Annotated in this window: 5 protein-coding genes; all 5 read right to left on the reverse strand. The window is 62.7% G+C overall.

The window, feature by feature from the left end; genetic code table 11:
• The coding region (locus AC1DWI_RS12770; RefSeq protein WP_477724954.1) for an ABC transporter substrate-binding protein at positions 1–1,253 on the reverse strand (1,253 nt) is incomplete at its 3' end.
• 136 nt (positions 1,254–1,389) lie between these two features.
• The gene (locus tag AC1DWI_RS12775) at positions 1,390–2,397 is read right to left on the reverse strand and encodes a peptide ABC transporter ATP-binding protein (protein WP_477669180.1); all 1,008 of its coding nucleotides are present in this window, start codon (positions 2,395–2,397) and stop codon (positions 1,390–1,392) included.
• Positions 2,394–3,410: an ABC transporter ATP-binding protein gene (locus AC1DWI_RS12780; protein ID WP_477724955.1), complete on the reverse strand. Its 1,017-nt coding sequence runs from the start codon at positions 3,408–3,410 to the stop codon at positions 2,394–2,396. The genes AC1DWI_RS12775 and AC1DWI_RS12780 overlap by 4 nt, the downstream gene beginning before the upstream one ends.
• A gap of 10 nt (positions 3,411–3,420) precedes the next feature.
• Positions 3,421–4,335: an ABC transporter permease subunit gene (locus AC1DWI_RS12785; protein WP_477724956.1), complete on the reverse strand. Its 915-nt coding sequence runs from the start codon at positions 4,333–4,335 to the stop codon at positions 3,421–3,423.
• Positions 4,332–5,342, reverse strand: coding sequence for an ABC transporter permease subunit (locus AC1DWI_RS12790; RefSeq protein WP_477646562.1), 1,011 nt, complete (start codon positions 5,340–5,342; stop codon positions 4,332–4,334). The genes AC1DWI_RS12785 and AC1DWI_RS12790 overlap by 4 nt, the downstream gene beginning before the upstream one ends.
• Positions 5,343–5,438: the final 96 nt, after the last annotated feature.

Below are 5,438 nucleotides of genomic sequence, written 5' to 3' on the forward strand. Positions count from 1 at the left end.
CTCTTGATCTCGGCGGTCACGCCGACCTTGACCAGGTCAGCCTGCATCAACTCGGCGATGCGCTTGGCATTCGGGTTGTATGGGCGCTGCACGGGCATTGCCCACAGGTCGGTGGTGAAACCGTTGGGGAAACCGGCCTGGGCCAGCAATTTCTTGGCGGCTTCGGGGTTGTACTCGTCGTCCTTGATGGCGTTGTTGTACGCGGCCATGGTTGGCGGGATCGGGTTCTTGGCGGCAACACCGGTGCTCAGGTACACGCCGTCAACAATGGCTTTCTTGTTGATCGCCATGTTGATGGCCTTGCGCACGCGCACGTCGTCAAACGGCTTCTTGGTCGTGTTGTAGGCGAGGTAGCCCACGTTCAGGCCGGCCTGCTCGACGATCGTCACGTTGGCGTCCTTGCGGATCGCGTCGAGGTCGGCGGGGTTGGGGTAGGGCATGACGTGGCATTCGTTCYTCTGCAGCTTGGCCCAGCGGACCGAAGCGTCAGGCGTGATCGAGTACACGAGGTCGTCGATCTTGGCCTTGCCGCCCCAATATTGCGGGAAGGCCTTGTAACGGATGACCGCGTCTTTCTGGTACTGCACCAGGTAGAAGGGGCCGGTGCCCACCGGGTCCTGGTCGATTTTTTCCGGCGTGCCGGCTTTCAGCATGGCGTCGGCGTATTCCTTGGACTGCACGGCCGCGTAAGGCATGGCCAGGTTGGCGAGGAATGGCGCTTCAGGCTTGTCCAGCGTGATCTTGACAGTGAGGTCGTTGACCTTTTCCACCGATTTCAGCAGCTTGGGCATGCCCATGTCGCTGAAGTAGGAGTGGTTGGGGCTGGTGACCTTGAAGAAGGCGTTGTCTTCTTTCCACTGGCGTTCGAACATGAACAGCACGTCGTCGGCGTTGAAGTCGCGCGTTGGCTTGAAGGCCTTGTTGCTGGCATGCCATTTCACGCCCTTGCGCAGGTGGAAGGTGTAGGTCAGGCCGTCGGCGGAAATGTCCCATTTTTCGGCCAGGCCGGGAACGACCTTGGTGCCGCCGTATTCGAATTCGACGAGGCGGTTGTAGACGGGTTCGTTGGCATCAAACGACGTACCCGTGGTGTTGACGCCAGGGTAGAAGTTTTCGGGGCTGCCTTCAGAGCAGAACACCAGCGTCTTCGCGGAGACGGGTGAAAGTGCCAGCAGCGCTGGCAGGGCAATAGCGCACAGCAATGCGCGCTGGACCGGGCGCAGCCGGTTTGCACTTGGTTTGGTCTGAATCATTTGACGATCCCTTTGGAGGTTAATGCTGCTTTTGCAGCGGGGGCTTGCGGCCAGATTGCACAACATTTGTGACGTTGTGCGCCCTGGTCATTGAAAAACGTGGCCTGAAACCGGTGCTTGAGCGCATGGTTTCAGGTCACGCAGTGAGAAAGTTTTCAGCATAGTGGCACGCAACCTGCCGCTCTGCAACTTCGCGCAGCTGCGGCCTTTCGGCGCGGCAGCGGTCGGTGACGTGCGGGCAACGGGTAGAGAACACGCAGCCGGTGGGCGGGTTAAGCGGCGAGGGCAGCTCGCCCTTGAGCACGATGCGTTGCTTCACCCCGGTGCCGGCCAGGCCGGGTGTGGAGGCCAGCAGGGCCTGGGTGTAGGGGTGCAGGGGCCGGTTAAACAGGGCATTTTTCTCGCCTTGTTCAACGGCATGGCCCAGGTACATCACCAACACGTCGTGGGCGATGTGGCGCACCACACCCAGGTCGTGCGAGATGAACAGATAGGCCAGACCCATGGACTGCTGCAGGTCGGCCAGCAGGTTGAGCACCTGGGCCTGTATGGAGACGTCAAGGGCCGATACCGGCTCGTCAGCTACCACCACCGTGGGGTTGAGCATCAACGCGCGTGCAATGGCAATGCGCTGGCGCTGGCCGCCCGAGAACATGTGGGGATAGCGGTCGTAGTGCTCGGGGCGCAGGCCCACCATGGCCAGCATGGCGCGGGCCTTGGCGGCGCGCTCTTCAGCTGTCAGGCTGGTGTTGATTTCCAGTGGCGCCTCAAGGATGGCGCCGATTTTCTTGCGCGGGTTGAGCGAGCCGTAGGGGTTCTGGAACACCAGCTGCACGGCCTTGCGAAGACCCTGGCGCTCTTCCTGGCCACTGTTCACCGCGTCTATGCCGGTGATGCGCAATTCGCCGCCCGTAGGCGTTTCAATGAGCGAGACCATACGGGCCAGCGTGGATTTACCGCAGCCCGATTCGCCTACAACGGCCAGCGTCTTGCCGGCGTGGACCGAGAAGGAAACGCCACCGACGGCCTGCAGGTGGTCGGACTTGCGCATGAAACCGCGGCGGATTTCATAGACCTGCTTGAGATTTTTTGCTTCAACGACGGGCTCGGTCGGCAGGGTGGTGGAAGTGGTGGCGGTGCTCATTGCGCGGCCTCCACCAGTGGGGTGYCGTGCTCGATGTTGGCCTCGCGGCTGGGATCACCCAGCGGGTAGTGGCAGCGAACCATGCCGTCCTTCCAGGCGCGCAGCAGCGGGCGCTCGTTGCGGGAATGTTCGGTGGCATAGGCGCAGCGCGGAGCAAACAGGCATCCGGTAGGGCGGTCATAGAGGCCGGGCACCATGCCGGGGATGGTCGCCAGGCGGGAGCTGCCGTCGCTGCGCTCAGGCAGGGCCGAAAGCAGGGCTTCGGTGTAGGGGTGCTGGGGCGTGTTGAAAAGGGCGTGTGCGCTTTGCTCTTCCATGATCTGGCCGGCGTACATCACCGCGATGCGCTGTGCCATTTCGGACACCACGCCCATGTTGTGTGTGATCAGCACCAGGGCCATGCCGCGCTCTTTTTGCAGGCTACGCAGCAGGTCCAGGATTTGCGCCTGGATGGTCACGTCAAGCGCCGTGGTCGGCTCGTCGGCAATCAGGAGGCGCGGGTTGCAGGCGATCGCCATGGCGATCATCACGCGCTGGTTCATGCCACCGGAGAGCTGGTGGGGATAGGCCTTCAGGCGGCTTTCGGGTGAATTGATGCCGACCTGCTCGAGCAGTTCGATGGCCTTGCGTGTTGCGGCCTTTTTATCCATGCCCAGGTGCAGACGCAGGGTTTCGGTGATCTGGAAGCCGACGGTGAAGCAGGGGTTCAGGCTGGTCGTGGGTTCCTGGAAGATCATCGCCACGTCTTTGCCGATGAGCTTGTTGCGCTCGCCTTGCGACAGCTTGAGGAGGTCGTGTCCGGCAAACCGTAGTTTGTCGGCTTTCACGCGGCCGGGGTAAGCCACCAGGCCCATCAAGGCCATCATGGTGACGCTTTTGCCGGAGCCAGATTCGCCGACGATACCGAGGACTTCGCCTTCTTCCAGCGACAGGCTGATGCCGTCAACGGCGTGCATGATGCCGTTTTGCGAGGGGAACTCGACGGAGAGGTTTTCTATTTCTAACAAAGCCATACGGAATCTTTCAGCGCTTCAGCTTGGGGTCGAATGYGTCACGCAGTCCGTCGCCGAGCAAGTTGAAGGCCAGCACAGTGATCAAAATTGCGAGGCCGGGGAAGGTGACCACCCACCAGGCGCGCAAGACAAATTCGCGGGCATCGGCCAGCATGGTGCCCCATTCGGGTGAGGGTGGCTGGGCGCCCAGGCCCAGGAAGCCCAAGGCGGCGGCGTCCAGGATGGCGGTCGACACGCCCAGTGAGGCCTGGACGATCAGCGGCGCCGTGCAGTTGGGCAGGATTTCGCTGAACATCAGGCGGATACGGCTGGCGCCGCTCATGCGCGCGGCGGTCACGTAGTCACGCGAGGTTTCGGCGATCACGGCGGCGCGCGTGATGCGCACGTAATGCGGCAGCACGACGATGGCAACAGCCAGCATGGCGTTCATCAGCCCGGGGCCGAGGATGGCGACGATCACGATGGCCAGCAGCAGGCTGGGCAGGGTCAGGATGATGTCCATGAGGCGCATCACGGCGATCTCGAAGATGCCGCGGAAAAAGCCTGCCAGCAGGCCCAGCACCGTGCCGACAACCACCGACAGCGCCACCACGGCCAGGCCGATCACCAGCGACAGGCGGGCGCCGTACATCAGGCGCGAGAGGATGTCCCGGCCGATGGCGTCGGTGCCCAGGGGATAGGTCCAGGAGCCGCCCGTCTGCCAGGCCGGTGGCTTGAGGAACACGGCGTTGTTGGTGATGTTGGGTGCGTGCGGCGCCAGCAGGGGCGCAAAGAGCGCCAGCAGCAGCACGCCAATCACGATGACCAGGCCGATCACGGCGCCGTTGTTGGCGCTGAAGTAGTTCCAGAACTCGCGCAGAGGGTGCGGTGGCGCCGGGGGCGTGCCCGGTTTCGGGGGGGCGGATTTCAAGGTGGCCGTGCTCATCGCTGGTGCCTGATGCGTGGGTTAATGATGCCGTAGGTGATGTCCACCAGCAGGTTGACGGCCATGACGATGGCGCCCAGCAGCAGGATGCCGCCCTGCAGAACGGGGTAGTCGCGGCGGCTGATGGCTTCGATCAGCCATTTGCCGACGCCCGGCCAGGAAAAGATGGTTTCGGTGAGGATGGCGCCCGTGAACAGTACGCCGACCTGCAGGCCGATCACGGTGACCACCGGGATCAATGCATTGCGCAGCGCATGCAGGGCCACCACGCGCAGGTTGGAAAGCCCTTTGGCGCGCGCGGTGCGGATGTAGTCTTCGCCCAGCACTTCCAGCATGGCCGAACGCGTCATGCGCGCGATCACCGCCAGCGGGTTGGTGCCCAGCACAATCATGGGCAATATCAGGTGGGAAGCGGCCGACCAGAAAGCACCCTTGTCTTCCGAGAGAAGTGAGTCGATCAACAGAAAGCCTGTGGTGGGCTCAATGAAGTACTGCACCGACAGCCGGCCCGATACGGGGGTCCAGCCGAGCTGCACCGAGAACAGCAGGATCAGCAGCAATCCCCACCAGAAAATCGGCATGGAATACCCCGTGAGGGACACCCCCATGACGCCATGGTCGAGTATGGAGTTTCGCTTGACCGCCGCCAGGATGCCCGCGGGGATGCCGATCAGCAGTGCAAACAAAATGGCGCACACGGCGAGTTCGATGGTGGCCGGAAACAGCGTGAGGAATTCGCGCAGTACAGGCTCCTGTGTGATCAGGGACTTGCCCAGGTCGCCTTTCAGGACCCGGCCGATGTAGATGCCGTACTGCACCATGACGGGTCGGTCCAGGCCGTATTCCTTGAGCAATTGCGCGTGGCGCACCGGATCGATGCCGCGCTCGCCCGCCATGGTTTCGATCGGGTCGCCGGGCACCATGCGGATCAGGAAGAAAGCCAGCAGAGTCATCCCCAAAAAGGTGGGAATGATCAGGCTCAGTCGGGTAAAAATAAAGCGCAGCATTATCGCGGGATGCTAAGGCAGGACTTGACGCGGGCTGGCGAGTGCCCGTCGCGGTGGCGACAGGCAGGGCACGCGGGGTTTTCCGCCRCCCCGGTT

Source organism: Polaromonas sp. P3_C2, assembly GCF_056402675.1.